The organism is Oceanimonas aquatica (genome assembly GCF_030732065.1).
Taxonomy (GTDB): domain Bacteria; phylum Pseudomonadota; class Gammaproteobacteria; order Enterobacterales; family Aeromonadaceae; genus Oceanimonas.
Map to the genome: position 1 here is coordinate 310,814 of NZ_JAVBHX010000003.1, position 26,174 is coordinate 336,987.

27 protein-coding genes are annotated in these 26,174 nt (G+C 58.3%); 7 read left to right on the top strand and 20 right to left on the bottom strand.

Annotated elements, in window-relative coordinates:
- Nucleotides 1-13: 13 nt before the first annotated feature.
- Nucleotides 14-520, bottom strand: coding sequence for a lipocalin family protein (locus tag Q9290_RS06730; RefSeq protein WP_306078868.1), 507 nt, complete (start codon nt 518-520; stop codon nt 14-16).
- The gene (locus Q9290_RS06735; RefSeq protein ID WP_306078869.1) at nt 521-1,675 is read right to left on the bottom strand and encodes a mechanosensitive ion channel family protein; all 1,155 of its coding nucleotides are present in this window, start codon (nt 1,673-1,675) and stop codon (nt 521-523) included.
- A 331-nt stretch (nt 1,676-2,006) separates the two neighbouring features.
- Here Q9290_RS06735 and Q9290_RS06740 point away from each other — a divergent pair, with 331 nt between their 5' ends.
- A complete protein-coding gene (locus Q9290_RS06740; protein WP_306078870.1) occupies nt 2,007-2,564 on the top strand; it encodes an OmpA family protein in 558 nt (185 codons plus the stop codon).
- Nucleotides 2,565-2,615: 51 nt separating this feature from the next.
- Here the strand turns inward: Q9290_RS06740 and Q9290_RS06745 are convergent, their stop codons facing one another.
- The 3 genes from Q9290_RS06745 to Q9290_RS06755 all read right to left on the bottom strand — a co-directional run bounded on the left by Q9290_RS06745 (nt 2,616) and on the right by Q9290_RS06755 (nt 3,575).
- The gene (locus Q9290_RS06745; RefSeq protein ID WP_306078871.1) at nt 2,616-2,792 is read right to left on the bottom strand and encodes a DUF1289 domain-containing protein; all 177 of its coding nucleotides are present in this window, start codon (nt 2,790-2,792) and stop codon (nt 2,616-2,618) included.
- The gene (locus Q9290_RS06750; protein WP_306078872.1) at nt 2,785-3,147 is read right to left on the bottom strand and encodes a hypothetical protein; all 363 of its coding nucleotides are present in this window, start codon (nt 3,145-3,147) and stop codon (nt 2,785-2,787) included. The genes Q9290_RS06745 and Q9290_RS06750 overlap by 8 nt, the downstream gene beginning before the upstream one ends.
- Before the next feature lie 131 nt (nt 3,148-3,278).
- Nucleotides 3,279-3,575, bottom strand: coding sequence for a sll1863 family stress response protein (locus Q9290_RS06755; RefSeq protein WP_306078873.1), 297 nt, complete (start codon nt 3,573-3,575; stop codon nt 3,279-3,281).
- Nucleotides 3,576-3,753: 178 nt separating this feature from the next.
- On the opposite strand from Q9290_RS06755, the gene Q9290_RS06760 reads away from it, so the two are divergent.
- Nucleotides 3,754-4,425: a Dph6-related ATP pyrophosphatase gene (locus Q9290_RS06760; protein WP_306078874.1), complete on the top strand. Its 672-nt coding sequence runs from the start codon at nt 3,754-3,756 to the stop codon at nt 4,423-4,425.
- Between the two features lie 46 nt (nt 4,426-4,471).
- On the opposite strand, the gene Q9290_RS06765 is transcribed toward Q9290_RS06760, so the two are convergent.
- From Q9290_RS06765 to Q9290_RS06775, 3 genes are all read right to left on the bottom strand, one after another.
- Entirely contained in the window at nt 4,472-6,406 is a 1,935-nt protein-coding gene (locus Q9290_RS06765; RefSeq protein ID WP_306078875.1) for a methyl-accepting chemotaxis protein, read from the bottom strand.
- Nucleotides 6,407-6,574: 168 nt separating this feature from the next.
- Nucleotides 6,575-6,877 carry a DUF1330 domain-containing protein gene (locus tag Q9290_RS06770; RefSeq protein WP_306078876.1) on the bottom strand — a complete coding sequence of 101 codons (303 nt, stop codon included), beginning with the start codon at nt 6,875-6,877 and terminating at the stop codon, nt 6,575-6,577.
- Nucleotides 6,878-7,006: 129 nt separating this feature from the next.
- Complete coding sequence (locus Q9290_RS06775) at nt 7,007-8,644, bottom strand: BCCT family transporter (RefSeq protein ID WP_306078877.1); 1,638 nt, start codon at nt 8,642-8,644, stop codon at nt 7,007-7,009.
- Between the two features lie 146 nt (nt 8,645-8,790).
- On the opposite strand from Q9290_RS06775, the gene Q9290_RS06780 reads away from it, so the two are divergent.
- Entirely contained in the window at nt 8,791-9,681 is an 891-nt protein-coding gene (locus tag Q9290_RS06780) for a LysR substrate-binding domain-containing protein (protein WP_306078878.1), read from the top strand.
- A 13-nt stretch (nt 9,682-9,694) separates the two neighbouring features.
- On the opposite strand, the gene Q9290_RS06785 is transcribed toward Q9290_RS06780, so the two are convergent.
- On the bottom strand, nt 9,695-10,183 hold the full coding sequence (locus Q9290_RS06785) for a 2-thiouracil desulfurase family protein (protein WP_306078879.1): 489 nt from the start codon (nt 10,181-10,183) through the stop codon (nt 9,695-9,697).
- 79 nt (nt 10,184-10,262) lie between these two features.
- The gene (locus Q9290_RS06790) at nt 10,263-10,601 is read right to left on the bottom strand and encodes a zinc ribbon domain-containing protein YjdM (RefSeq protein ID WP_306078880.1); all 339 of its coding nucleotides are present in this window, start codon (nt 10,599-10,601) and stop codon (nt 10,263-10,265) included.
- A gap of 276 nt (nt 10,602-10,877) precedes the next feature.
- Here Q9290_RS06790 and Q9290_RS06795 point away from each other — a divergent pair, with 276 nt between their 5' ends.
- Entirely contained in the window at nt 10,878-12,347 is a 1,470-nt protein-coding gene (locus Q9290_RS06795; protein ID WP_306078881.1) for a DUF945 family protein, read from the top strand.
- A 99-nt stretch (nt 12,348-12,446) separates the two neighbouring features.
- Here the strand turns inward: Q9290_RS06795 and Q9290_RS06800 are convergent, their stop codons facing one another.
- The 10 genes from Q9290_RS06800 to Q9290_RS06840 all read right to left on the bottom strand — a co-directional run bounded on the left by Q9290_RS06800 (nt 12,447) and on the right by Q9290_RS06840 (nt 23,073).
- Nucleotides 12,447-12,719, bottom strand: coding sequence for a hypothetical protein (locus tag Q9290_RS06800; RefSeq protein ID WP_306078882.1), 273 nt, complete (start codon nt 12,717-12,719; stop codon nt 12,447-12,449).
- A gap of 70 nt (nt 12,720-12,789) precedes the next feature.
- Entirely contained in the window at nt 12,790-13,002 is a 213-nt protein-coding gene (locus Q9290_RS16480) for an EamA family transporter (RefSeq protein ID WP_371930900.1), read from the bottom strand.
- A 45-nt stretch (nt 13,003-13,047) separates the two neighbouring features.
- Nucleotides 13,048-13,434, bottom strand: a complete 387-nt coding sequence (locus Q9290_RS06805; protein ID WP_306078883.1) for a tautomerase family protein — start codon at nt 13,432-13,434, stop codon at nt 13,048-13,050.
- 218 nt (nt 13,435-13,652) lie between these two features.
- Nucleotides 13,653-14,318 (bottom strand): SOUL family heme-binding protein, encoded by a 666-nt coding sequence (locus Q9290_RS06810; protein WP_306078884.1) that lies wholly within the window; start codon nt 14,316-14,318, stop codon nt 13,653-13,655.
- A 137-nt stretch (nt 14,319-14,455) separates the two neighbouring features.
- Entirely contained in the window at nt 14,456-14,896 is a 441-nt protein-coding gene (locus Q9290_RS06815) for a hypothetical protein (protein ID WP_306078885.1), read from the bottom strand.
- 52 nt (nt 14,897-14,948) lie between these two features.
- Complete coding sequence (locus tag Q9290_RS06820; protein WP_306078886.1) at nt 14,949-15,326, bottom strand: DUF805 domain-containing protein; 378 nt, start codon at nt 15,324-15,326, stop codon at nt 14,949-14,951.
- 399 nt (nt 15,327-15,725) lie between these two features.
- Nucleotides 15,726-20,141 carry a chromosome partition protein MukB gene (gene mukB, locus Q9290_RS06825; protein ID WP_306078887.1) on the bottom strand — a complete coding sequence of 1,472 codons (4,416 nt, stop codon included), beginning with the start codon at nt 20,139-20,141 and terminating at the stop codon, nt 15,726-15,728.
- The gene (gene mukE / locus Q9290_RS06830; RefSeq protein WP_306078888.1) at nt 20,138-20,809 is read right to left on the bottom strand and encodes a chromosome partition protein MukE; all 672 of its coding nucleotides are present in this window, start codon (nt 20,807-20,809) and stop codon (nt 20,138-20,140) included. Before mukE ends, mukB begins: the two co-directional genes overlap by 4 nt.
- Nucleotides 20,790-22,115 carry a chromosome partition protein MukF gene (gene mukF / locus Q9290_RS06835; RefSeq protein WP_306078889.1) on the bottom strand — a complete coding sequence of 442 codons (1,326 nt, stop codon included), beginning with the start codon at nt 22,113-22,115 and terminating at the stop codon, nt 20,790-20,792. The genes mukE and mukF overlap by 20 nt, the downstream gene beginning before the upstream one ends.
- Before the next feature lie 190 nt (nt 22,116-22,305).
- Nucleotides 22,306-23,073 carry a methyltransferase domain-containing protein gene (locus Q9290_RS06840; protein ID WP_306078890.1) on the bottom strand — a complete coding sequence of 256 codons (768 nt, stop codon included), beginning with the start codon at nt 23,071-23,073 and terminating at the stop codon, nt 22,306-22,308.
- A 72-nt stretch (nt 23,074-23,145) separates the two neighbouring features.
- Here Q9290_RS06840 and elyC point away from each other — a divergent pair, with 72 nt between their 5' ends.
- From elyC to pfkA, 3 genes are all read left to right on the top strand, one after another.
- Nucleotides 23,146-23,910: an envelope biogenesis factor ElyC gene (elyC, locus tag Q9290_RS06845; protein WP_306078891.1), complete on the top strand. Its 765-nt coding sequence runs from the start codon at nt 23,146-23,148 to the stop codon at nt 23,908-23,910.
- A gap of 102 nt (nt 23,911-24,012) precedes the next feature.
- Nucleotides 24,013-24,765: a triose-phosphate isomerase gene (gene tpiA / locus Q9290_RS06850; protein ID WP_306078892.1), complete on the top strand. Its 753-nt coding sequence runs from the start codon at nt 24,013-24,015 to the stop codon at nt 24,763-24,765.
- Nucleotides 24,766-24,934: 169 nt separating this feature from the next.
- Nucleotides 24,935-25,897, top strand: coding sequence for a 6-phosphofructokinase (pfkA, locus tag Q9290_RS06855; protein ID WP_306078893.1), 963 nt, complete (start codon nt 24,935-24,937; stop codon nt 25,895-25,897).
- The last annotated feature ends 277 nt before the right edge of the window (nt 25,898-26,174 follow it).

A 26,174-nucleotide genomic window follows, 5' to 3' on the forward strand; every position in this document is an offset into this window, starting at 1 on the left:
ATGTTGGAATAAACTATTCGTGATCAACGAATATCAGGCCGTCGGTATCAAAGCCGGCCTGTCTTGCCCGTTCAATCAGCGCCTGCTGCTGTGCGGGCGCCAGCACCGGCTGACGCGCCAGTAACCAGAGGTAATTGCGGCTGGGGCCCGACACCAGCGCATACCGATAATCATCGTCGAGTTCAAACACCACGTAGGCGCCGTAAAAAGGGCCAAAGAACGAGACCTTGAGGTGAGCAAGATCCGGGGACGCCACAAAATAGGCCTTGCCTTCCGCCTGCTGCCATTCCCCTTCTTCAACATCAAAGCCCCGGTTGATCACCCGCACGCCGCCATCGTCGCGCAGGCTGTAATCGGCGGTCACCCGCTCCAGCCCCCGCTCAAAGGAGTGGTCGAGCCGGGCAATCTCGTACCAGGTACCCAGATAGCGGTTCAGCTCAAAACCAGACACCGGCGTAATGCCGTCGGGCTTGCCGGCACATCCGGCCAGCAGCAACAATGCAAACAGGCTGTATTTCATTTAATGATTCCTTGTAGCGTCATCGGCGGCATGACCCCGGCCAAATACCGGCTCCAGCCCCCGAGCTTCGTCGAGATGCAATTGCAGATGCGGAAAGGGAATTTCAATGCCCGCCTCGGTCAGCCCCTGCTTGATTAATTCCAGCAGTTCGCAGGTAATGCGTCCCTTTACCTCCACGTCCTGAGCGCTGACCCAGACCTGGGCACTCAGGATCACCGAGGAGTCGGCCAGTTCCCGCAACTGTACCCTGGGCCCCAGCGTGTCGTTATTAATGGCACGCGGGTGCGCCCTCAGTATGGGCATGATAACGCTTCTTGCCTGCTCAACCGAGTCCTTATAGGCAATATGCAGGGGAATGCGAAGGCGGGTCGGCCCTTCGGCGCTGTAGTTGATAATGTCGGTGGTGGCCACGCTGTCGTTGGGGATCATGGCAAACACATTGTCGCGGGTTCTGAGCCAGGTGGTACGCAAGGCAATGCGCACCACCCTGCCCTCCTGGCCATGAATACACACCCAGTCGCCAATGCGAAAGGGACGCTCAATGAGCAGGGTGATGCCGGCAATAAAATTCGACAGGGTCGACTGGGCGGCAAAGCCCACGGCAATACCCACAATACCCAGACCGGCAATAATGGACAGCACGTCAAAACCGAACTGGGCCATCACGGTAATGGCCCCCAGCGCCATCAGCGACACCGACAGGGTGTTTTTGCACAACTGCACAAGGGAAGAATCCAGGTGGCGCCGCGACAGCCGGTTGATCAGCCCATGGGAGAGCAACTGCCACACCATATAAAAGGCCAGCGCCATCAGGCCGGCCCGGGCCATGCCCTTGATCACGCCGTCTTCGGCGCCGTACTGAGCCAGTATCGCCACCAGGGTGGCCAGCCCCAGCAGGTAGCGCAGCACCACCCTGCCGGTGCGGTAAGGGCCGGCACCGTAGCCCAGCCGGCCAAGCAGCCAGCGCACCACCAGGCAGCCCGCCACATACAACAGCCAGAACAGCAGGCCTATCATCAGGGTGACCAGCAACTGCCCAACCCCGTATACCGCCAACTCCTGCCAGTTATAGCCGCTCAGTCCCAGGGCGTTACCTGTGTCTTCAAGGCTGTTACGAAACTGCTGCCACAGCAGGGCCACATCGTCGTCGTTCATTCAGCACCTTCCTTGAAGCTGACAGACTGCTGAAACTATAGCAGCCGGCCAGAGCGCCCTTCACCGAATGTTTGCGACTCAGGTGAATCACGCTGGACAAATATTGACTTATCCGATGCCAGAATTCCAACGCAACAAGGGGATGACTTCTATACTTGCAGTGCTGCGGACCTGCTGGCCGCGCGAAATACCAAGGACCAATAAAGACAAGGATTGACAGCAACAGTGGCACACTTCGTTTATCGAACCCGGGTAATGGGTCCGATACGTTATTTTATTCGAAGAGTGGTAAGTGCTTGATTGAAACCAATGATTAATCCGAGGTGTTATCATGAACATGCTCAAAAAAGCTCCGCTGGCCGCACTGATTGGGGCCACCCTGCTTCCCGCCGTGGCTATGGCCAACATGCATGGCCACAGCTCCATAGGACCGAGCGCGGGTGATCGGGAGTTCTCACTCTCCGGTACCGGTAGCAGCAGCAAGGATTTCGACAACAGCAGCTTCGGTATTTCCGCTGACTATGGCTGGTATTATTCGGATCGCACCCTGCTGGGGGTTCGTCAGAGCATCAGCTACGCCGATGTGGAAGGTGAAGGCCTGACAGACGACTTCTGGAACGGCAGTACCCGACTCTTTGCCGACTATCACTTTGGCCAGAATGCCGCGCGTCCCTTTGTAGGGGCTTCGCTGGGTGGTATTTACGGTGACGGGGTAAACGATACCGGCATTGCCGGCCTGGAAGCGGGTCTGAAATATTACCTGCTGCCCACTACCTTTATTCAGGCCAGGGCCGAATACCAGTTCCTGTTTGACAGCGGCGACAGCGCCAATGACAACTTCGATGATGGTGCCTGGGCTTATACCTTTGGTATGGGCCTCAACTTCTGATAACCATCCATTCTTTTTTCAAATGACAGCCCCGTTCCGGGGCTGTTTTTTTTATGGCGTATCGTGATGACGGCGCTCGGCACAGCGCTCCAGGATCACCGCCTTGTCGTGCTCTGAGCGTTCGCGCCAGCCGATGATCTCGTCGATGGTACGGTAACAGCCGGCACACACCCGCTGTTCATTCAGCCGGCAATAACCGATGCAAGGGCTGGCCACCGGCTCATTCATCGCTCACCCGCTCCATCAGTACCTTGACCAGGCCGTTGCCCTTCATCAGGGTGTTGTCGTCCACTATGGTCCAGACTTCTTCCTTCTCGCCCTGCACAAACACCAGATAACGCTTGCCCGCCGACTCGCGAACAAAGATGTCGTCAAAGCGGGTGCGCTCGCCGTTATGCTCGATATAGTCGGTGCCGATCACGATTTGTTCGCTGCCCACCAGCCCGGAAAAATCGCTCATCAGCTGAGACATCATCTCGTTGGACGAATCCGCCCGGGTCTCATACACCCCTTCAAAACCGTGATCACAGGCCGTGAGCAGCAGGGTCAGCGCCAGGCATGCACCGTATTTCAATGATTTCATTCTTTCTCGCCAGACATGCTGTGAAGACAGCGGGTTAATATATGTGGTCGCAATGATGCCATGACCACGCCACAAAAAACAAAGCCCGGTAAGCCGGGCTTTGCGAAACTGCCTGACTCACAGGCTAACGATTAACGCTGTTGTCTAAACTTGTCGGCCGCCTTGCCGAAGGCATCGCTAAGGCTGTCCCAGGCACTCTCAAATCCTTGCTTTAACTCCTCCCAGCTTTGCTCTCCGGCCTCGGATAATTCATCAAGCTTGTTTTCGCCCTGCTCAATTTGAGCCTTCATGGTCTTGATCTGACGGTTAAGCTCAATGCGGGTGTCGGCATCAGCCTGCTCGGCCTGTGCCTTGAGCTTGTCGAGCTCGGCTTTCCACTCATCCAGCCTGGCTTGTGCCTTTTGTTGATATAGCTCTCTCTCATTCATGGGGTAATTCCTCCTGTCGAGATTGAAAGCGGGCGCCTTGACGACGCGCCGGCGACCACCACCTTCGCCACCGGTATGTCCAGGCTGGCTGCCCGTCCCCGACGGAACAACTGCCCGACGTAACCCCGAGTGTTGGTCGTTACTGTGTTACCATGGCCGCTTTTTAAAGGGTGGCATCATGACGCACAAGCGCAAACTGTTAATGTCCTGGAGCAGCGGCAAGGACAGCGCCTGGGCCCTGCACCGGCTGATGCAAAACCCCGAATATGAGGTAGTGGGCCTGTTCACCACGGTGAACGAAGCCTTTGACCGGGTGGCCATGCACGGCGTGCGCGCCACCCTGTTGCAGCAACAGGCCGAGGCGCTGGGCCTGCCGCTGGAGATCATTGCCCTGCCCTGGCCCTGCACCAACGAAGACTATCAGCAACGCATGAGTGCCTTTATTGCCCGCGCCAAGGCCCGGGGCATTGACTGCTTTGGCTTTGGCGACCTGCTGCTGGAAGACGTGAAGCACTATCGTGAAAGCCAGCTTGAGGGCACCGGCATTGAGGCGGTGTTTCCCATCTGGCACACCCCCACCCACGAGCTGCCTCACACCATGATGGAACGCGGCCTGCGGGCGGTGATCACCTGCCTGGACCCGAAAAAGGTGCCGGTTGAGTTTGCCGGCCGGGAGCTGACCGCCGAACTACTGGCCGCCCTGCCCGAGGGCACCGATCCTTGTGGCGAGAACGGCGAGTTTCATACCTTTGTGTTTGACGGTCCCATGTTCAGAAAACCGGTAGCCATTGAAACAGGCGAGGTGGTGGAGCGGGACGGCTTTGTGTTTGCGGATGTGCTGCCGGCGTAAAAAAGCCCGGCGAACCGGGCTATGAAAAGGGATCACGGTAACAGCCTCACACCCTGAACTGCCCCACCAGGCTGCGCAGGTGTTCGGCACGCTGCTGCAGCTCGCTGATGGCCACCAGCTGCTGCTCGGCATTGTCGTGAATGCCGGCGGCGCTGTCGGAGATCACATGAGCCGACTGGTTGATGTGATCCGCCACCGCACCCTGCTCCTCGGTGGCCGCCGCCACCTGATGGCTGCCGGAGCTGATGGCTTCAAACCGCTGCTGAATGCTGGCCAGGGCCCGGGCCGACTGCTCGGTGCTTTCCGCCACCCGGCGGCTGCTGTCGGTACCCTCGCGAATGGCGGCGGTAGACTGGCGTGCCGTCTGCTGCAGTCGGGCGATTTGCTCGCTGATCTCCTGGGTAGACGCCTGAGTGCGTTTGGCCAGACTGCGCACTTCATCGGCCACCACCGCAAAGCCGCGCCCCTGCTCGCCGGCCCGGGCCGCTTCAATGGCAGCGTTCAGCGCCAGCAGATTGGTCTGCTCGGAAATGGCGTTGATCACCTCCACCACCGAGTTAATGGCGTCGGCCTGATCGGCAAAATCATTAATGGTGGTTTCAATGTCGTTCATCACGCCGTTGAGCTGGGCCATGGTATGAGTGGTGAGCGACATGTTTTCGTTGGTACTGCCGGCTTCGATGACCGCCGCTTCGGTGTCGCCGGCGGTGCGCTGGGCAATGCCCGACACCTCGGTTACCGTCTGGCCCATTTCGGTAATGGCGGTGGCCACCTGCTCGGTTTGCCCGCGCTGTACCTCGGTGGCCTTGAAGGTATCGTCGGCCAGCAGCGCCAGCTGCTCGATACCACTTTTCATGGCGGTTTCGGTGTGCTGAATTTCCGCCACCAGCTCGCGAATTTTACCGATAATGGCGTTAAAGCCATGAGCAAGGTGACCCAGCTCGTTGTCGTGGCTGTCGTCCAGACGTTTGGTCAGATCGCCGCCGTTGCCCGACATGGCAAGCAGATCGTCTCCCACCCGGCGAATGGCCCGGGCCAGTGCATTGGCAAAAAATACGGTCAGCACAACAAAGGCCAGCGCCAGCAATACGCTTACGATCACCGAGGACGAAATCACCTCATTGATGGTGTCGCTGATCTCTGCCGACGGCAGCACCGCCACCAGCTTGAGGCCGGTATCACGAATGTCCTGCACCGCCAGGTACACCTTTTCGCCGTTAAACTCGGTTTGCTCAAAATCGAAGCGGTTTTGCTGGTCCGCAAGCAGGCCGGTCACGGGCTCAAACCCCGCCTGCTTGCCAAGGGTCTTACCCACCAGGCTGGCGTCGGGATGCGCGTTAATCACCCCCTGATCGTTTACCAGAAACAGGTAACCGTTCTCGCCCAGATGATAGTTGGACACCAAATCCACAATGGCGGAGACATCCTGCCCCATGCCGGCGGCGCCCACACGCTTGCCGTCTATCTCCACCACCGAGTTAACAAACAGGGTGAGCTTGCCGGTGCGCTCGTCCGGATCCAGGTTGAGCGCCAGCTGCTGGTTGCCGTTAATAAAGTCGTAATACCAGCGGTCCAGGGGATCGGCGGGCGATATCTGCTTGAACACACCGGCATCGGTGTAATAGGCACGGCTGTCACCGGACACCCAGAACAGGGTGGAAGCGCCGGTTTGCGCCCGCTGTTCGTGAAAATAACGCAGCGCCTGGCCGTGCATGGGTGAGGAGCTTTCTCCTTCCCGCATCCAGTCGTGCAGCAGGCCGTTGGCCGCCAGGTTGTCGGACAGCAATATGGCCGGCATCAGCTCGGAGCGCACCTGTTCTGCCACCCGGCCCACGCTGTTAGGCAACAGGTTGCTTTCGGTCTGACCGTAATAGAGGCCGGAAAACCGGTGAACATTGATAACGGTGGATACCAGCGTCAGCAACGCCAGTGACATCGCCACAAAGGCGATAAGAATGGTTCTTAGCTTGAAGGTATGCATGCCGGCTCCGGGCGGGTAATTTCTCAGACCCTGTACAGAACGACAGGCACAGCCACGAACTGTAACAAGATTGTTGACCAAAAGGTCAGAATCGGCATGCTAATGGATTCGCCTGAGCCGGGCAAGCGCAAATATTAACCATAAAAACCGAAAGGATTTACGCTGCTGTTACTCTGGATCAGCGCCTTCAGTCAGGATCACATTCACATCGGCGCAGGACTGGCGCAATTCCTTCCAGGGGCGATATTCCTCGGAGTTGTACCAGGCCCGAAACCGCTCCACGCTCGGAAACTCGTGCACCACCATCAGGTTGGCCGGCCACACTCCCTCCAGTACCTCACCCCGATTTCCCTTTACCAGAAAACGGCCGCCATATTGCGCTATGGTGGGCGTGTGCCCGACAACATATTCATTAAACTTCTCCGTATCGTGGATTTTGACGATATTCACAATGCAATACGCCTTTGCCATGCTTGTTCCTCCTTATGCCGGTATATCAATCATAGGCACGGCTGGCATCAGTCGCTCCATCGAAGCCGGGCACACAACACGCTGGTCACGATCAAAAAAGGGGAGTCACCTCCCCTTTAACATTCGGCATTACACCCTTGGCTCGCTGCGCAGCCCCTGCACCACCGAATAACCGGAGGTGAGCACCACCAGCATAAAGGGCACCCCGGTGATCAGCACCGCCGCCTGCAATGCCGTCAGGCCTCCGCCCAGCAACAAGGCAATGGCAATGGCCGCTTCGACGATCACCCAGAAAATACGCTGGCTGCGCGGTGACGACACCTTGCCGCCCGAGGTGATGGAGTCGATGACCAGTGAGCCGGAGTCCGATGAGGTGATAAAGAACACCATTACCAGCATAATGCCCACCAATGAGGTGACCGACGCCAGCGGCAGCTCTTTCAGCATGGCAAACAGCTGCAGCTCCAGTGCCGCGTCTTTGGCACCGTCATACCCCTGGGCCAGCTGCCAGAAGGCGGTTTCACCAAAGGTACTCATCCACAGCACCGATACCAGGGTGGGCACCAGCAATACCGCAATCAGAAACTCGCGCACGGTCCGCCCTCGTGACACCCGCGCAATAAACATGCCCACAAAGGGTGACCAGCTCACCCACCAGGCCCAGTAAAAGGCGGTCCAGCCGTGAATGAAGTCGTCATCCGGGCGGCCAAAGGGGTTGGACAGTGCCGGCAGCGCCTTGAGGTAACTCATCAGGTTCTCGGCCACACCGGTGGCAATCAGCAACGTCGGCCCCACCAGCATCACGAACAGCATCAGCACAATGGCCAGCATCATGTTGATCTGTGACACCCGGCGAACGCCTTTTTCCACCCCGGCAATCACCGACACCAGGGTGACCGCGGTAATGCCCAGTACCAGCAGCACCATGGTGGTGCTGTCGTTGGGTACACCAAACAGCGCATGCAGCCCGGCCGCGGCCTGGGACGCGCCCAGCCCCAACGAGGTGGCCAGCCCAAACAGAGTGGCAAACACTGCCAGCACATCAATCACGTGCCCCGGCCAGCCCCACACCCGCTCGCCCAGCACCGGGTAAAACACCGAGCGCATGGTCAGCGGCAAGCCCTTGTTAAAGGAAAACAGCGCCAGCGCCAGCGCAATGATGGCGTAGGTACCCCACGGGTGCATGCCCCAGTGAAAGATGGTGGTGGCCATGCTCAGCGAGCGGGCCGCGCCGTCGGAGGCCAGCTGCTCACCCAAGGGGCCACTGGTACCGGCTCGCAGATCGCCAAAATAGGTGAGTGGCTCCGACACGCAGTAAAACATGAGCCCGACGCCCATGCCGGCGGCGAACAACATGGCAAACCAGCCGGGGTAGCTGAAATCCGGGGTAGCCTTGGTGCCGCCCAGCCGCACTCTGCCCAGGGGCGAGAAAATCAGCACAATGGCCAGGATCACAAACACATTGGTCGACAGCATAAAGGCCCAGCTCAGGTGGCTGGTCAGGTAACTGCGAATGCCCCCGAAAAACGGCTCCATGACCTCCGGCAGAGCCAGGGTAATGGTGACAAAGGCCAGGATCACCAGCGACGACCAGGTAAACACCTGGCTGTGCAGATCAATCCGTAATCCGAGGAAACCGGAGGTGATGTTGTCCTGGCCGATGGTATAATCGGTGTTGATAAGGTTGGAGTGCCCGTCGGGCGAAGGAATGCTCTCGGCCGCCGCGCTGGGTGCGTCGGCTTGCGGCTGGTAATACGCTTCGTTCATGATGTACCTGTCAGCTGAATGAATTCAGTTGTGCAAAGGCGGGAGAAGGGAAAACGCCTGACTGTGTTCAGCCGCGCATTCTGACCAAACCACACCCATCATGGAAACGAAGAGTCCTGATACCTCCATCACGAAACGTAATACCTATGCCTGCACCCTATCGCCCGATTGACCTGGTACTGCTGAACACCTTTGTGGCCGTGGTCGACAAGGGCGGCTTTACCGCCGCCGCCAGTCACCTGCACCTGGCGCAATCCACCGTCAGTGCCCACATCAAGCGCCTGGAAAGCTTGCTCGAACGGCCCCTGCTGCAACGCCACCATCAGCTGGCCGTGCCCACGGCGGTGGGTGAACGGCTGCTGTCACATGCCCGGCAGATGCTGCGTCAGAACGCACTGGCCTGGCAGGACATACTGGACCAGCGGCTGGCCGGCGTGGTGCGCCTGGGCATTCCGGAAGATTACCTTGGCTACCTGCCGGCGGCGCTTTCTGATTTTGAAGCCCGCTTTCCAGATGTGGAGCTGGAAGTGCACTGCGGCCTGAGTGTGGATCTGATCCAGCAGATAAAAACCGGCGCCCTGGATCTGGCCATTACCACCCGCCAGCCCCGCAGTCCGGGTGGTGAAGTACTGCGCCGGGAGCCCATGGTGTGGGTGGGCGCCGCCGGCTACGACACCCCCCGGCGCTCGCCCCTGCCACTGGCGGTGTCCAAACGGGGCGTGTGCATTTTTAGAGAGCACACCCTGGCCAGCCTGGATGCCGCCGCCATTCGCTGGCGAATTGCCTATACCAGCGCCAGCCTGTCCGGGCTGTCTGCGGCGGTGCGGGCGGGCCTGGCCATTACCGTGCTCACGCCGTCCATGGTCGGGCCCGGCATGCGTATTCTGGGAGCCGAAGAAGGCCTGCCGGCGCTACCCGGTATTGAAATTGCCTTGCACCGCAGCAGCCAGAGGGCCGGCGACGCCATTGACCAGCTGGCGCTGCAACTGCGCACTCACATGGAGGAGCACAACCCAAAACGCCGGCCGGGAGCCTGATCAACGGAGTGACTTATTCGGTGCAGCCTGGCTGTGCCTTGATAACGGAAATCGTGTGCTGGCTGGCCACACAAATGCCGTGGCGGCGCAGCAGCGCTGCGGTCACGCCTTGCCCCGGAATCTTCTCACCAGAGAAGCGGCCGTTATAAATGGTGCTGCTGGCACAGGAAGGGCTGGCTTCCGCCAGAATGGCATAGCGAATGTTATGCGCCCGGCAAAATGCCAGGGCCTGCTCGGCACCTCGAACAAAGGCGGCCGTTTGGTCAACGCCGGTGTTGTCCTGCACCCGGGCAGCACCAAGCAACACATCGGCCCCCTCGCCGCCCTTGATTTCGGCCGGCGCTCTGGGCGTGGGCAAACCGGCAGACACCTCGGGGCAAAAGGTCATGAGGTTGAAGCGCTGCTTCAACCAGACCAGATCGTCCGGCTGCAGCCCCAGGCTTTTGCCGTTGTACCTGACGGGCACGCCCATTAAACAGGCGCTGACCAGGATATTTTCCATGGTGCGAATTCCCTGTTGAGAGGCAATAAGTTGAGTGGCGATAAAACAACAAGGCCCCTGTTCAGGGGCCTTGAAGCACTCAGGCTTTTTTTACAAAGGCGGCGGTAACCATCATCTCGCCCACGCCATCTACCTTGCAGTCCAGCTCGTGATCCTTGGCATCCACAATACGGCGGATCAGCGCCTTGGTACCGATTTTAATGACCATGGAGCTGCCCTTTACCTTGAGATCCTTGGCCACGGTAATGCGGTCGCCTTCCTGCAGCAGGGTGCCGTTGGTATCCTTGGCAGTGATGGGAGCGTCTTCGGCGGCCACTTCGGCCGGGTTCCACTCATGGCCGCACTCGGGGCAGATCAGCTGCTCCTGATCCTGGTAAACGTATTCGGAGTTGCACTTGGGGCACGGAGGTAAAGACATGACTTGCTTCTTCTTCAAAGTGATTTGGGGCATATGTTAACGATAATTCCCTGATTTTTCGAGTGGGTTTGTGCACCACAAAGTGACAACAACGCCAATTTATGAAAACCAGCCCGAAAATTTTAACTAACCATCGCTTTTGAATAATTTCAGTAGTTATTGCCGGCGGGTATCAGGTTGACCAAAGCACTGGGATGTGAAAGTAAATCCCAAAATGCACAACACAACCATTTTGGCTTGCAATTTGCCCCTGCATGCGTCAAATTCTGCCGCTAAGTGCTGAATGAAACCCTGCCAGAAAAACGCAGCATCACACGGCTGGTTTTAAACTCACCTTTTGAAAGTTTGTCTGGAACAGGCTCATCGCTTGGACCAAGCCCTTCAACGCTTCAACAATTAAAAACCAGAGCACAAGATAAAAAGGGATATCTGATGAAAACCAAAAAAATTGCGGCTGCTGTTGCAGCCGTTACTGTTGTTGGCTTTGTTGGCATCAATCAGGCTGGCTACAAGGGTCAAGTTAAGGCCGGCGTAGACAACATTATTGAACAACTAAACGACGCCCGCCTGTTTGGGGAAGAGATCAATGCCGAGCTGGCCTCTCATGACGGCGGCGTATTTTCCTCAAACGGTGTTATCACCGTCAAAGCAGGCTCCGACTACCGGCCCACTGAGTTCAGGATTAATTATACCGTTGCTCATGGCCTCACTACCGTGCTGGGCGGTGCCTCTTATGAAGCCGAAATCATTAACTCTGTGATGGACGGAAATGACGAAAAAACGCTGACATCCGTGCTGCTGAATGATCAGCCCGTTATCATTAACGGCTCTCTGGGTAGCGACTCCATTGACGGAACCCTCACAGTACCTGCCATTGAGTTCTCAGAAGGCCGTGGCGGTCTGGAAGCAAAGCCCATCATCGCAGAATTTTACGCCAGCAACTTCAATGAATACGGCTCTCCCGGACTCTATGAAGTGCAGGCCAGTGTGCCTTTAATAAAATTCAAAGACAGACGTGAAGGGTTCGAACTCACCGATGGCGTTCTCGAATTAACCAACGAATTCGACGGTGAAAAAGGAAATGGCGAATTTTCTCTGGAGTTGAACAAGCTCACTGTTATCAACGAGGGTTATCGCCGTGATAGCGAGCGGGTGGAAGTGAAAGATCTCGCCATAGCCATGGATCTTGACCTGCAGGAAGAGTTCAGCAGTAATCTTTCACTGCAATTTGACGAGCTTAACGCCAACGGTGACTCACTCTCGGATGTGGAAGTCAGCTATAGCCTGGCAGGAATCGATGGTGCATCCATTGTTGATGTCATCAAGATGACCCAAAAAGCAGCCAAGGAAGACTGGAGTGAATACCGGCTTCAGCAGTCCATTGAAGGCGCTTTACGGGAGCGAGCCGACAGTCTTCTGGCTTATAACCCAAAGCTGGAAATCAATCGCATTAAAGCAAAAATGAACGGCGACCTCCTGATAGATGCCGAAGGCATAGCCAAACTGGACTCCTCCAAACTCCCGAAAGATTTTCTTAAATCAGCCTTTGAATATAATCGTGCGCCCAATCCTCAAGAGTTCATCAAAGCCATTCTGGTAGATTTTGAAGCAGAGCTGGGTAAAAGTGCCAGCGACATGGCCTCCACCATCAACCCCATGGCCGCCGCCATACTGTCGGAGTCTGGTGATAAATTTACCTTCAAGATCGAAGACGGCGAAACCACCATGAACGGCGAAAGGATTTAATCGCCTTAGCTGTTTTACTCAGCTTGAAGGACGGTATGAGTGGATATGAAAACGCCCGCGATTGCGGGCGTTTTGACGAGAGCAGAGACTTAACTCGGCTCAGTCCGACTGACCGGCGATAAACAGCTCTACCGTATCCGGGTGTACACCGTCATGCTTCATTGCCTCGGCCGCATCCGCTCCCTGCAGCGCGGTTTTAAGCGCTTCAAGGCTGGGCACATTCTCGATGATCAGCCCCACCCGCTTGCCGCCTTCCGGACTGACAAAGGTCCTTACCGTCATGCCATGGGCTGCAAAAAACTCGGCCCGTTTCGGCGAGCTCAGCCAGTGGCCCACATCGTCTACTTCATGCACTGCGATCACCGTGGTCATGATGAAACCTCCGGGTTGTCGTTACACCATCAAGGAAGCTTTTATTATAACCCCTGACCAGGTTTTGCTCTCATTGCCCCGCAGCGCGCCGGTCTGAATGGATGAACACGAAGATGCCGCCCACCACAATGACCGATGCGATGGCCAGCCGGGTTGAAAATGGCTCGCCCAGGAACAATACGCCACCGGCTGCGGCAATAATGGGCACACTCAGTTGCACGGTGGCCGCAGTGCCCGCGGTAAGTTCTGGCAGAACCCAGTACCACAGTGCGTAAGGCGCCAGAGCTGCGTAACACCGGCTAACACATAACGCCCGTTGACCACATTGTTACACATTGACCGAGTACTTAAGGTCGCGCGCCTCGTCGCCGGTCATGCCGCGAAAACCCCACTGATAGGGCTGTTGCTCCTTGATGGTGATTTCCACATTCGCGGGAGCCAGCCCGATCCGGCTTTCAAGCTCCTCAAACAAGGCCTTGATGAGCTGCTTTTGCGTCTCGGGTTTGCGACCGGCCATCATGTTAATTTCGATCACCGTGTAGGCCTCGCTTCTGCCACCAGGGTAATAGAAGTCATCACGTGCCAGCGGCACAAAGCGGTGAGCGCGCTTGTCCTCGGGCATGCCGAGCACGGACATCATGCAACCGTGAATCACCTCTGAAAGCTGCGCCTTTATGGGGTTTAACCGCTCCCTGATACCATAAACAACGATCATTCAATTCTCCTTTTTATGTATAACGCCGAGCCCTCACGCCTGGCAGAGAAATCAGCCAGCAACAGATTCATCGTCATGCAAAGTTACCCAGGGTGCTTTATCTGCGGTATAAACCTGTATTTGCGGAGCCGGCTCGGGCGTAAACTGGTCAACGGCACCCAGCCGCCAAAAACTGAAAAGTAGCTGCAACGGCTGGTTGGATGTCAACTGCATCACACTCAATCGTCAGATTCCGGGGATGCAACCGGTATCAGGATTTCATTGCGACGAAGGAACCAAGGCATAAACGGCGGGTTATACCGTGCCCAAATCGGTTCGCCTAACTTAGTCAAGCGATTATTCGCTATCCAATCCTGTAATTTTGCCAAGTTGCGATGGTAACTCTTTTCGCTCCAAAAACCAGAATAGCGTACCGAAGCAATGAGTCGTGCCGGAACCTCTCGAATAGATATGTTTGGATCCTTTGGCTCAGGAGTCGTTTCCAGCGTGAATGACGCTGGCATCATAAAGCTGACAATCCATTTTCCATCCTGCTTCTGCTGGCCTACCGGCGATGTCATCTCAATCTTCTGACTCGTTGGCTCTTGGCCAACAGGCGATGTCATTGCCACTTTCTGTTGCTGTTTGTTGTTGCCGGAAATGTACTTGAACAGGCGGCCGAATGCTTCGCTACCTGCATCTTCAAACTCACCATCTACCAATGTCTCGGCAAGAATATGGGACTCGTACTCTCGAAGCTCGAACCCGTTTTCTTCTCGAAGTACCTTGTATTTTGCTTCCTCAACGGCCATAGCATTTCCCGTCAACAGCAACATGATAATTATGATCCAACTCCCCCGAGCTATCCGCAACATTTTTGAGATTTCCTTTTTAGACTCAACCATTCCGGACCTAAAATGAAGCTCACCGCCGGGCATTACACAGCAACCAGATATAAGGGCACCACTTTTGACGCCCAACGTCTCAATAACCGGCGCAGCTTGCTGCGTCCGGCGCCGTAGGCGAAAAGTTGATTGATTTGTTAGCTTTCTTCATCGGTAATATAACGAACCATAAGTCGACCAAGAGTAGTAAGACTTGTTGTACGGTTCTTTTCTGTAGTCAAACCTAAACGAGAAAGAGTTAGTTTATAGCTATCTTGAAGCGCGCCTCTTTCATGTTGCTCTTGGGGAGCCCCCATTTCCCTACTAATTGGCTTAAGGACATCAGGGTGCTTATTTACCCAATCAGAGTGTGGACCTTTAACTAAAACAGGATTTAGCGAATAGTATATTAACCAAATAACTTCTGGATCTGTTAACTCATTGTAAATATTAAGGAGCTTTCGGGATTCTGAATATTTTAATTGGTCGACGGATAATGAATTGGCTACTAAATGAGCCAATCTTTGCTTCCTTTCTTCAGATACTGCTCTGGATGACTGAATTATTCCTTCTTCAAAAATATCTAAACCCTCTTGCATGCCCGGCACGGGCTGTTAAGATATTCGCAGTCAGCCACGCTGAAGGCGTAGGTTATGAAGCAAGAGCTTCCTGCTTGGGATTGTTGCCGTACTGGTTTTCACCGGGCTTGCTGTCCAGCAACATAAAGACAAACAGTACCAGCACACCTACCAGCGGTATAAATGCCATCAGTACCCACCAGCCGCTGCGGCCAATATCGTGAAGACGACGAACGGTCACTGCCAGGCTCGGCAGCAGCACAAGCAGGGTATAGATACCGCCCAGCACACCAATTCCCATTTCCTCACTGAAAAGACCAATCATGCCATCAAAAAAAGCAAGAAACAGGCTGATCAGCGTAGTGAACAGAATAAACATCCAATATTCTTTTCTTCTGGAGCGGCCTTCGAAAACAGCATACTTCTTAAGAACTTCAAGATACCAGTTCATCAATTTTTCCTTTTTGCCCCGTGCTCATTATTCAGCTAACACCTGAGGCAGTGGTGTCACCCGATCGTTTTTTGTTTTTCATTGTGCATGAGCAGAGACCAGCTGTTGGCGGCCTCGCCAGCACCGAAGTATTGTGCAGATCCTGACAAGAAATTCAAATGAAACCTTTCGTAATGAAACGATTGCCTTGCATTGTGATACTGGAGTTGTATGCGCTGGAACCTCACTTTGCGGTGAATGACAAAAAAGGGGTGTAGTGAACGATAAGGAAAATACCGGCCGGAGATCAGAGGCTGGGTAACTAATAAAAGAAAAACGCCCGCGATGGCGGGCGTTTTTGGGTTAGTTCGGAGGTGTCTGCTCTGGATCCCCGCCATCGCGGGGATGACAAAGAAGAAGTTAAGCCGCCTCCCCTGCAAAGCCGCGCAGGCCAACTACATGCACGTGCTCCTGGTTGCCGTGCACCTTGCGGATGAGCTTGTAGGTGGTACCTTTTTCCGGGCTGATGTTTTCCGGCGCGGCAATCAGCAGCTGCATGTCCTGGCGTTCGCACAGTTCGAACAGGGTGGCAATGGAGCGGGCGTCGAGGCGCGCGGCCTCATCGAGGAACAGCAGGCGGCAGGGCAGCACGTCGCGGCCGCGCAGGTGGCGGGCTTCCTCTTCCCAGCTTTGCAGCACCATCAGCAGAATGGCCTGGCCGGTACCAATGGCCTCACCGGTCGAGAGCGCGCCGCTTTCGGCACGCAGCCAGCCGTCGGCGCCGCGCTGCACTTCAATGTCCAGCTCCAGGTAGTTGCGGTAGTCGAGCAAGGCCTGGCCCAGCACCTGAGGGCTGCGATCGCCCCGCTCCAGCTCGGGGTTCAGGCGCTGATACAGCTTGCCCATGGCCTCGGAGAAGCTGAGCTCCTTGCTGCTGAACAAGTCCTGATGGCGGCCTTCGGGGTCGCTCAGGGCATCCAGCAGACGCTGATAGGTGTCGCGAATGTTCACGTTCAGCCGCACTCCGGCCACCAGACCAAAGCGAATGTTCTGCAGGCCCTGGTTCAGCTGGCGAATGCGGGTTTGCTCGCGGCGAATAATGGTGTTGATCTTGGCTGCCACTTCCACCGAAGACAGCGACAGCTGGCCTTCGCGCAGGGTGAGCTCGTCGGCCAGGCGCGCCAACTCCACTTCCATTTCTTCCAGCGCTTCCACCGGGTCGTCGGCGCGGATGATGTCGTGGCGAATGCGCGCCTTGAGATGACGAAACACCAGAATGTAGAACTGCACCTTTTGCAGGGTGTTGCGGTTGCCCTCACTCAGGCGCAGGGCATCGCGCAGCTCTTCGTCGTGGGCCACCGCCACCCGCAGGGTGCCGAGGGCCTTGTCGGACATGGAGCGCAGTTCGTCGGCATCGAGGTAAGCCAGCTCGGGGCGCTTGAGCCGGCGCTCCACATCGTGATCCCGGGCCAGCCGCTCCACTCTCGACCAGTTGGCCTTGTGGGCCACCAGCGCCTTGCGGGCAGCAAAGTAACCCTGGCCGTCTTTCGACAGCCGCTGGCTGAGCGAGTCAATCTCGCGCTTGGTGACCTGGCGCTGGGCCTCGGTCTGGCTGCGCTTGTTGCGGGTCTGCACCAGCTCGTTTTCCAGCTCGCGCTTGGCATACAGTGCCTTTTGCTCCATGTCGGCAGACAGGGTAATGCCAAGCTGCGCCAGCTCGTCACGGAACTCACCCAGGGTACGGTTGCGGGCATCGCGCCCGGTTACCAGGGCGGTGCGCGCCTGTAGGGCATCGCTTACCCGGCCGGACAGCTGCTCGGCACGCAGGCCGGCCTTGCGACGGGCTTCTTCGGCCTGGGCCAGCTTGGCCTTGAGGCTGTCGTTCATGGCCGAGCTCTGGCTCAGCAACTGCTCGGCATCGTCATAAGCCAGGTGCGGCAATCGCGCCACCAGCTGGTTCAGGGCATAGGTGCGGACGCGGGCCTCGGTCAAATCGCTTTCGGCCTGCTCGGTGGCGGCCTTGAGGGCATCAAAGCCGGCGGGATCCTGGCGCAGCACCTGCACCTGCTCGGCCAGCCGGCCCAGGCGCTGGCCATGGGCGGCCATAAAGTTGCGGGCATCATTCAGTTTGTCGGCCTCGGCTCCGGCAGCTTGCAGCCGCTCGGCCACGCCGTCGTCTGCCAGCAACGAGGCCAGCGGCAGCAGCTTGTGCAGCAGGCCCTGCTGCTCGCGCAAGGTTTCTACCTTGCTGGCCCACTGAGTGCGCTGCTCGGACAGCACCGCCCGCTCCTGCTCCAGCTCCTGTTGCTGCTCGGCCAGCTCCGCCAGTAATTCTTCCGGGCTGGGGGCAAAGGCCTGTTGCAGGCCGTCACTGACAAACTCGCTCAGCTGGTGGTACAGCCGGCTGTGCTTTTGCTGGGCAAAGGCGGCCTCGGCATAGCGGGCGCTTTCAGTCTCAAGCTCCTCGCTCAGCTTCTCCACCTGGGCTTCCCGGGCGGCGCGGCCAAACAGCGGCACGGCAGGAAAACGGGAATAGCGCAGCTGGCGCTCGCCGTTTTGCACATACACGGCCCCTTCCAGCTCGGTGGCCTGCAGCAGATCTTCATCAAAGGCGTCGGGGTTACCCTGAATGAGGTACACATCAGGCGGGCAGCTTTCCAGTGCCTGCAGTTTTTCCAGTGCGGCTTCCGGATCGGCCACCACAATGGCGTTGCGGGCCGGGCCGTAGAGCGCCTCGTAGTAAGGGGCGTCCTCCACTGCTATGTCGTCGTAGACTTCGCACAGCAGGGTGCCACCCAGGTGCTCGCACAGCGACACCAGCTCAGGCGAGGCATCGCTGCCGCCGCTCAGCACACGGATCTGTTGCTCCATGCGTTGCTTGGCGGCCAGGGCTTCCTGTTTGGTTTGCTCGGCCAGATGCTCGTCGCGCAGGGCCTGCTGCATGGCCGCAGTAATTTCACTGCTGTCGGCCAGCGGCTGGGCAGAAAGCTCGCGCAGCCGCTCAAGCGCCTGCTGGGCCTTGTGCCAGGCCGGAGCCTGAGCCTTCAATTCCTTGATGCGCGGGGCCAGCTGCCCTTCGGCAGACTGAAGCTGACGCTGAGCCTCGGTGCATTCGGCCAGCTGCTCTTCGGCCTCGGCCTTTTGCTCGTCGAGCTCGGCCAGTTGCAGCTCCAGCTCGTCTTCGCTTTGTACTCGGCGGTTGTGACGGGAAAGCTCGGTTTGCAGCTCGCGCACCTTTTGCAGCCGAGCCTCGGCCTGCTCGGCGTCTTTCAGGGTGCGGCGAATGCTCTCTTCCCGACTCAGCAGGCTCTGGTGCTCACGGCCCTGCTCAATCAGCTGGGTGGCCTTGCCAAAGGCGGCGGCTCTGTCCACCGGACCGGCCACGGCTTCAAGCAGCGCCAGCGCCTGGTCATACTGGGCGCGGGCGGCCTCGGCCAGCGAGAGCTGCTGGCGTTGCTCCAGCACGGCTTGAGTGAGCTCCTGCTCGCGTTGCTGGTGGCGCTGCTCTTCTTCTTTCGCCTGCTCCGGCTCAAGGGTGGGCAGCTCGCAGCGGGCGCGCACGTCTTCCAGCGCCTGGCGGGCCTGGCGATACTGAATGGCGCGGGTTTGCTGGGTGTCGAGCGCCTGCTGATAGTCGGCCAGCTGGCTCTTCAGGCTGTCTACCTCGGCGTCGGCCTCGGTGCGGGCATCCTGGGCTTCCTGATACTCATCCTGCAGCTCGGCCAGCATTTCTTCCTGAATGGCGAGCTTTTCTTCCAGCTCGTCCAGCTCCAGCTGGTAGGCCTGGATTTTCTCGTTGAGTTTGACCCCGCTCATCACCTTGGCCAGATGCTCGGAGGCAATATCCAGCTCGTCGGTGAGCATGCGCTCCTTGGCCTGCAGGTGCTCGTATTCGTCGGCCAGATAAATCAGCCGGGCCTTTTCTTCGGCCAGAATGCGGCGCTCTTCCGCCAGTGCTTTACGGGCCGCCAGGGCCAGATCCGACAGCCGCTGCTTTTCGGCGCTGTTGCGCACATAGTCGGCGGCAGCGTAGTGGGTGGTTTCGGTGATCAGCTGACGGAACAGGTCCCGCTGACGCTGGGTTTCGCGAATGGATTCCAGGGTGCGGCGGTTTTCAAAGATCGCCGCTTCCATGTCGGTAAAGGCCTTGCGAATACCGGCGTTCTCCGGCAGCAGATAGTCTTTCAGGCTGCGGCTGATGGTGCTGGAAATACCGCCGTACAGAGACGCTTCGATCAGGCGGTAGAACTTGACCCGATCGCGCTGATCTTTCAGCTTGCGCGGGGTCACGCCCATGTCGAACAAAAAGTTGTGATACTCGCTCACCGTATTAAAGCGGGCGAAGCGCAGGCCGGCATCAACGGCGGCGGCTTTCAGCTCGTTGAGCGAGCGCACCTGGCCGCGACCGTCTTCCAGCCGTTGCAGCAACAGCTCGGTAGGCTCCACGCCCTCGCTTACGTCCTGCAGGGCGAAGGGCACCAGGTTGACCTTGTTGTCACGGTTGGCCACCTGCTCCAGGTGCACGCCAAACCACACCCGCTCCTGCTGTGACGTGGTTACCTCAATCAGCGAGTAGCAGTGGCCCCGTTGCAGCTTGCCATACAGGCCCTTGTCGCGGCTGCCGGACTGGCTACCCGCTTCGGTGGTGTTGCGAAAGTGCAGCAGGCTGAGATCGGGAATAAGCGCGGCAATAAAGGCCGCCATGGTGGTGGACTTGCCGGCACCGTTGCCGCCGGACAGGGTGGTCACCAGCTGGTCCAGGTCAAAGGTGCGGGCGAAAAAGCCGTTCCAGTTGACCATGGTCAGGGATTCAAACTTGCCTCGGGTCACACTCACTGCTCGTTCTCCTGCTCGTCCTGCTGTTCGGTGCCGGCCACGGCTTCGCCTTCCTGGATCATGCGCAGCTGCAGCTCGCGCGGATCCTCGTCGCTGCGCACGTCGGCGGCAAAGCGGAACACCGCTTCGGTAATACGGAATTTGTCCTGGCTGCCCACGCTGCTCACCATGCCAATGCGCTTGAGCCGGCGAATGGCGCTTTTGAGCTTGTCGGCCAGCTTGCGCTTGTCGAGATCACTGCCGCCGGCACGCTGGTTTACCATGCGCAGCAACGCCTGCTCGTTGGACAGGGTCAAAATCTCTTCCTGCAGATCGTCAACGGAAAACACCCCTTCGTTGATCAGCCTGTCCGGGCTCAGGTAGAGGTAGCACAGCACCTTGCCCACCAGCATTTCCAGCTCGGAGAGAATGGAGGTGCCCAGCTCGCTGGTGGAGCGCGGCCGCAGGTAATAAAAGCCCTCGGGAGCGCGCACCAGCTCGGCCTGGTAGCGCTGATAAAAGGCGTCGAGCTCGGGGTAAAACTCCTGCAGCAGCGAATGCTGCTCCAGCTCGTCGGCGGTAATGTGCCGGCCCGACCGCAGCTGGTTGTCGAGGGCCGGAAACAGCGGATTGGCAATGGCCTGAACCAGTCGCGGGTCCAGGGCCTGATCAGTATTGGTCGATAACATGTGCTTGTACCTTGGCCCCGTGGGCATTAATGGGTTGCCAGTCGGGCATGGGCGCGCCCGCCAATTCGCCGTCGGCATGGCCGAGCTTGACCGCTTCGTCAATCAGCAGGCGCGCAATGTCAAAGTGCTGGTAATGAGGGTAATCGTTGAGGTAATCGCGCAGCACTCCGGCCAGATCCAGCGGTTTGCCGGCGCTGGAAAATATCTCCAGGAGATCGCGAATGCGCCCGGAGAGCTCGGCGGCCACGTCGGTCATGTCCTGATATTCCAGCTCCACCGGTAGCTCGCCGGTCACTTCCTCGGCGTAGGCGGCCATGGTTTCGTCGCGCAGCTCAAGCAAAGGCAGGGTCTGGCTCACCCGCAGCCGCCAGTTGTGATGCTCAAAGTGGCGAATCGACTCGCGCAGCCGCTGGCTGAAGGCGCGGTTCTTGTCCATGTCGATGGCGGTGCGAATAAAGCGGTGTACGTGGCGGTCGTAACGGGACCAGAGCTCGATGCACTGGCTGCCCCAGTGAATAATGGCGTCGAGCCGGGCCTGCAGCTGCTGGCACAACACCGCCACGGCTTCGCCCCGTGAGGATTGCTGCAGCTGCTCTTCAATATTGAGCAGGCTTTGTTGCAGGCCGTGGCCGGCCTTGTCGAGGGTATCCTGCAGTTCCCGCAGGGTGACGCCGGTTTCCCGCAGCAGTTGCTCACAGGCGTGAATGGCCTCGTGCCAGTTCTTGTTGAGCAGGGAGGCAATGTTGGCTTTTACCGCGTTCTGCTGCTCGTCCATGGTGCGCTGGGTGTCGTCAATGCGCGCCAGCTGCTCGGATACCGAGTATTTAAGCCGGCCTTCCACGTTCTGGGCCCAGCCCTGTTCATCGGGATCGGCGGCAATGGCCTCGGCCACGCGGTCCAGCTCCTGGGCGATGTGCTCCAGCAGCAGCGACAGCTTGATCTGGCTCACTTCCCGCTGGGCGGCAAAGAATTCCACAATGGCCAGCCCCAGCCGGGTCAGGCGATAGAGGCTTTCCCCCTCGCCGCCGTCACCCTGAAAGCGGCTCAGCAACCGTTGTCGCACCAGATCGTTAATGGCGTTGTTGGCCCGGCTGACTTGGGTGTCGCCGGCCTGATCAAAGCCCTTGCTGACATAACCAAAGGCGTGGTGCAGCTCGGCCTCGGACAGTTGCGGCTGCTCGCCGCCCCGGCCGAAGATGTGCACCGCCAGCAAAAAGGCCAGCCGCTCGGGGGGCAGACTGAGCCCCAGATTTTCCTCTCTGACCCAGCCGATCCAGTCCGGCAGGGTGCGGGACATTTCCGTCATGGTGTTGCTCTCTTCACTTTGAATGCCGCCCGGCTACTGGCCCGGCGGCGCGTGTTCTTTTTCGTTTGGTCACTCCCGCGCAGGCGGGAGTCCATAATGCAGACACCGCCGAACTTTCAAATCAGTGCGAGGCTCGCAGACTTTAGCATCGCCTACCTGGATGCTCACTCCGCGGGCATGACAGCTTTTTTTATTCCTTCCGCGCCAGCACGTGCATATAGCGGCCCAGATGCATAAAGGGCTCGGTGCGGGAGTGGGCCAGCTCCATTTCAATCAGCTCTTCCTCGGTTGGGAAAGGCCCGTGCACGTTCGACATGTAATCGTGAAAGACCCGTACGCCGCTGCGCCCGGTTATAACAAAGCCGAGCTCGTGCAGCCAGCCGTCTACCTCGGCGGGCCGGCAGGGCCAGCCCGGCGTCAGTTTCTGGCGTCGTTTTCTGACCAGGTTGGCGTGCACGTAATCAAAGTTACCTTTTACCAGGCTGTGGTAGAGCAGGCCATCGCGGTTGTAGTACATCAGTGACAAATGGCCGCCGGGCAGCAGCAGCTCGTTTAATGTCGCCAGCAGCCCGGCCTGCTCCTCCACCCATTCCAGCACGGCGTGGCAGAGAACCAGGTCAAATTGTCCGAGATCGGCCACGGTTAACGACTGAATGGAGCCATGAATAAAGTCGAATTGCTCACTCAGGCCTTTTTCTGCCACCTGGGTCCGGGCCTCATCCAGCATTTCGGCAGACAAGTCGCACAGCACCACAGTGTGGCCCTCGGCGGCCAGACGCTGGGACACCGGGCCAAAGCCGCCGCCGGCATCGAGAGTGCGCAGGGGCTGCCGGCTGGCGGGCAGTCCTTCGGTCAGATCCCGCTCCAGCACGCGCAGGCGGATTTGCCCCTTGGTGGTGCCGTAGATATTGCGAGAAAAAGTGCGGCTTTTGCCGTCAAAGCTGGTGTTACGCGTCAAACCCGGTATTTCTTGCCATTACGAAGACGGCTATTCTGGCACAACCCGTACGGTTAACAAATGTGAGAGTGCATGCCCTTTCTCTTTTTGGCGAAAAAATGGCTGGGTAGCCTGCTTTTACCCCTGCCATTGCTGCTTTTTGTGGCAATGTTCGGCGTGTTCCTGCTGTTGCTGCGGCACAAGCGCAGTGGAATGCTCTTTGTATTCGTGTCTCTTTTGGCACTTGTTCTGCTCAGCACCCGGCCCGTGGCCAATGCACTGATTGCCCCGCTCGAAAGCACCTATGCCCCCTTTGAGGCCGGCGACCAGCCGGTCAACGACATTATTGTGCTGGGAGCGGCCCAGGTCGCCGATCCGCGCCTGCCGCTGTTAAGCCAGCTGGGCAATGCGGCGCTGGCGCGCATCAGCGAAGGGATTCGCCTCGCTCACGCTCACCCCGGGGCACGAATGATATTAAGCGGTTACGCCGGTGGTGAGGGTCGAAGCAGCGCCGAGCTTTATGGCGAGGTGGCGGTGGCCTTTGGCATTGAGCAAAGCCGGCTGCTGATGCTGCCCAAGCCCAGAGACACCGCCGAGGAAGCCGCCGCCATCGCACCGCTGATTGCCGGCCGCCGGGCGGTGCTGGTCACGTCTGCCAGCCACCTGCCCCGCGCCATGGCGCTGTTTGCCGGTAAAGGCACCACGCCCGTACCCGCCCCCGTCGATCATCAGGCCAAGGAAAGCGCGGGCACCCTGCCGCTCTATACCTATTTGCCCCGGGCCCGTTATCTGGAGCGCAGCGAGCTGGCCTGGCACGAGTACCTGGGCCGGTTATGGATGCGCCTTGGCGGACAGTGAATGAACGAACTGCACAATTCACTGGCACTTGATGGCCGAGGCTTGGTTTAATGCAGCCCAGATCCCTATAATCCTCATCATTTGACTGAAAGGAAATTCCTAATGCGACAGACTCTGGTAATGGGTAACTGGAAGCTCAACGGCAACAAGACCATGGTCAGCGAGCTGATCGGCGCTCTCAAGGCCCCCGCCGCCGAGAGCGACAAAGTGGCCGTGGCCGTATGCCCGCCGGTGCTGTTTCTGGGCCAGGCCGAAGCCGAATTGGCCGGCAGCCACATTGCTCTGGGCGCTCAGGACGCCGATGTGCACACCGACGGCGCCTTTACCGGTGAAAACTCCCCGGCCATGTACCAGGAATTTGGCGTGAAATACGTACTGGTGGGCCACAGCGAGCGCCGCACTCTGCACTGTGAGTCCGACGCCGTGGTGGCCGCCAAGTTCGCCGCCGTGCTGGAGCAAAATCTGGTGCCGGTACTGTGCATTGGCGAAACCCTGGAGCAGTTTGAAGCGGGCGAAACCCAGGCCGTGGTCGAGCGCCAGCTACAGGCGGTGATCGATCAGTGCGGCATCGAGTCACTGGGTCGTAGCGTTATCGCCTACGAGCCGGTTTGGGCCATTGGCACCGGCAAGACCGCCACCCCCGAGATCGCGCAGGGCGTGCACAGCGCCATTCGTGCCTTTCTGGCGAAGCAAAACGCCGATGTGGCCGCCAAAGTGCAAATTCTGTACGGTGGTTCGGTTAAAGGCGACAGTGCCGCCGGCCTGTTTGCCATGGAAGACATCGACGGCGCCCTGGTGGGCGGCGCGGCGCTCAAGGCCGACGAGTTCGCCGCCATTATCCGTGCGGGGGCGTAACACCCTCGTCACTCCGGTACTGAACCTTCGTCATGCTGAACTTGATTCAGTATCAGCATGACAGACCCGGAGTCCGAGGCAAGTTGCACCAGTGTCTGCAGAATGGATTCCGGCTCGCAGGCCGGAATGACCACGCTTACAGCATAACGGAATAATAAAGAGGGACTCCATGATCAAACGAATTGGTGTGCTGACCAGTGGCGGCGATGCCCCCGGCATGAACGCGGCCATTCGCGCTGTGGTACGGACCGGCCTGCATCACGGCCTGGAAGTGTTCGGCATTCAGAGCGGTTATCTGGGCCTGCATCAGGATCAGATCATACCGCTCGACCGTCACAGCGTATCGGACGTGATCACCCGGGGTGGCACCTTTCTGGGCTCGGCGCGCTTTCCCGAGTTCAAGGAACTTAAGGTGCGCGAGGAAGCGGTGGAAAACCTGAAAAAGCACGGCATCGACGGCCTGGTGGTGATCGGCGGTGACGGCTCCTACATGGGCGCCATGTGCCTGACCGAGATGGGCTTCCCCTGCATCGGCATTCCCGGCACCATCGACAACGACATTGCCGGCACCGAGTTCACCATTGGTTTTGATACCGCCCTCAATGTGGCGGTGGAAGCCATTGACCGGCTGCGCGACACCTGCAGCTCCCACAACCGCATATCGGTGGTGGAGATCATGGGCCGTCACTGTGGTGATCTCACCTCGTCTGCCGCCGTGGCCGGCGGTGCCGAATACGTGATCGTGCCGGAAGTGGCCTTTGATCAGGACGAGCTGATCCAGCAAATCCACGAAGGCGTGGCCAAGGGCAAGAAGCACGCCATTGTGGCCATCTGCGAAAACGTGTGCGACGTCAACCAGCTGGCCAAAAACATTCAGGCAGCCACCGGTCGCGACACCCGGGCCACCATTCTGGGTCACATTCAGCGCGGCGGCACCCCCACCGCGCAGGACAGAATTATGGCCAGCCGCATGGGCGCCCGCGCCGTGGAGCTGTTGCTGGAAGGCCTGGGCGGTCGCTGCATGGGCCTGCAGAACAACCATATCGTGCACCACGACATCATCGACTGCATCAAGCACCTGCGTCGCCCCTTTAACGAAGAGATGTATCAGCTGTCGAATACGCTGTTCTGATTGCTCTTGTCACTCCCGTCTTAAGTTACGTCACTCCCTCCTTGTCTACGTCACTCCCGCGAAGGCGGGAGTCCATCTCACAGACAATGCCGTCGTTTGCCATTCCACCGCATAAAGCAGACTCTACGTTGCCTGCCCCTGGATGCCCGCCTTCGCGCTGAGGGATCCCCAAAAAAATAGGCAGGCATGGTAGATTTTCTCTTTTGTTAATCGCCAAAAAAACAAAGAGGACCCGCCATGCCTGCCGTCCGCACAGTCTGCCATAACTTCTTCCGCT